At 50.4% G+C, this 1177-nt stretch carries 1 rRNA gene (cut by a window edge); it reads right to left on the bottom strand.

Features of this window, described 5'->3' with window-relative positions:
• Positions 1–1160 (bottom strand): 23S ribosomal RNA (locus tag O3298_RS29080); it reaches 1450 nt to the left of the window's first position.
• Positions 1161–1177 lie beyond the last annotated feature (17 nt).

Genomic DNA, 1177 nt, shown 5'->3' with positions numbered 1-1177 from the left:
ATATCCGCAGCTTCGGTGACTGGCTTAGCCCCGTTACATCTTCCGCGCAGGACGACTCGATCAGTGAGCTATTACGCTTTCTTTAAATGATGGCTGCTTCTAAGCCAACATCCTGACTGTTTTAGCCTTCCCACTTCGTTTTCCACTTAGCCAATCTTTGGGACCTTAGCTGGCGGTCTGGGTTGTTTCCCTCTTGACGCCGGACGTTAGCACCCGACGTCTGTCTCCCAAGCTCGCACTCATCGGTATTCGGAGTTTGCAATGGTTTGGTAAGTCGCAATGACCCCCTAGCCATAACAGTGCTCTACCCCCGATGGTGATACTTGAGGCACTACCTAAATAGTTTTCGGAGAGAACCAGCTATTTCCAAGTTTGTTTAGCCTTTCACCCCTACCCACAGCTCATCCCCTAATTTTTCAACATTAGTGGGTTCGGACCTCCAGGGCGTGTTACCGCACCTTCATCCTGGCCATGAGTAGATCACTTGGTTTCGGGTCTACACCCAGCGACTGATCGCCCTATTCGGACTCGATTTCTCTACGGCTTCCCTATTCGGTTAACCTTGCCACTGAATGTAAGTCGCTGACCCATTATACAAAAGGTACGCAGTCACGGAACAAGTCCGCTCCTACTGTTTGTATGCACACGGTTTCAGGATCTATTTCACTCCCCTTCCGGGGTTCTTTTCGCCTTTCCCTCACGGTACTGGTTCACTATCGGTCGATTACGAGTATTTAGCCTTGGAGGATGGTCCCCCCATATTCAGACAGGATGTCACGTGTCCCGCCCTACTTGTCGTACGCTTAGTACCACCGGTCCGATTTCACATACGGGGCTATCACCCACTATGGCTCCTATTTCCAGAGGATTCTGTTATCGGTCCGACTATCACGTACAGGCTCTTCCCATTTCGCTCGCCGCTACTTTGGGAATCTCGGTTGATTTCTTTTCCTGCAGCTACTTAGATGTTTCAGTTCGCCGCGTTCGCCTTGCATACCTATGTATTCAGTATGCAATACCCTAAAAGGGTGGGTTGCCCCATTCGGAAATCTGCGGATCAAAGTGTGTTTGCTCACTCCCCGCAGCTTATCGCAAGCTACTACGTCCTTCATCGCCTGTAATCGCCAAGGCATCCACCATGTGCACTTATTCGCTTGTCCCTATAACGTTAGCCTCT

Source organism: Janthinobacterium sp. SUN137 (assembly GCF_030587265.1).
Taxonomy (GTDB): Bacteria; Pseudomonadota; Gammaproteobacteria; order Burkholderiales; family Burkholderiaceae_D; genus Janthinobacterium; species Janthinobacterium kumbetense.
This window is presented reverse-complemented; position numbering and strand designations above follow the sequence as displayed.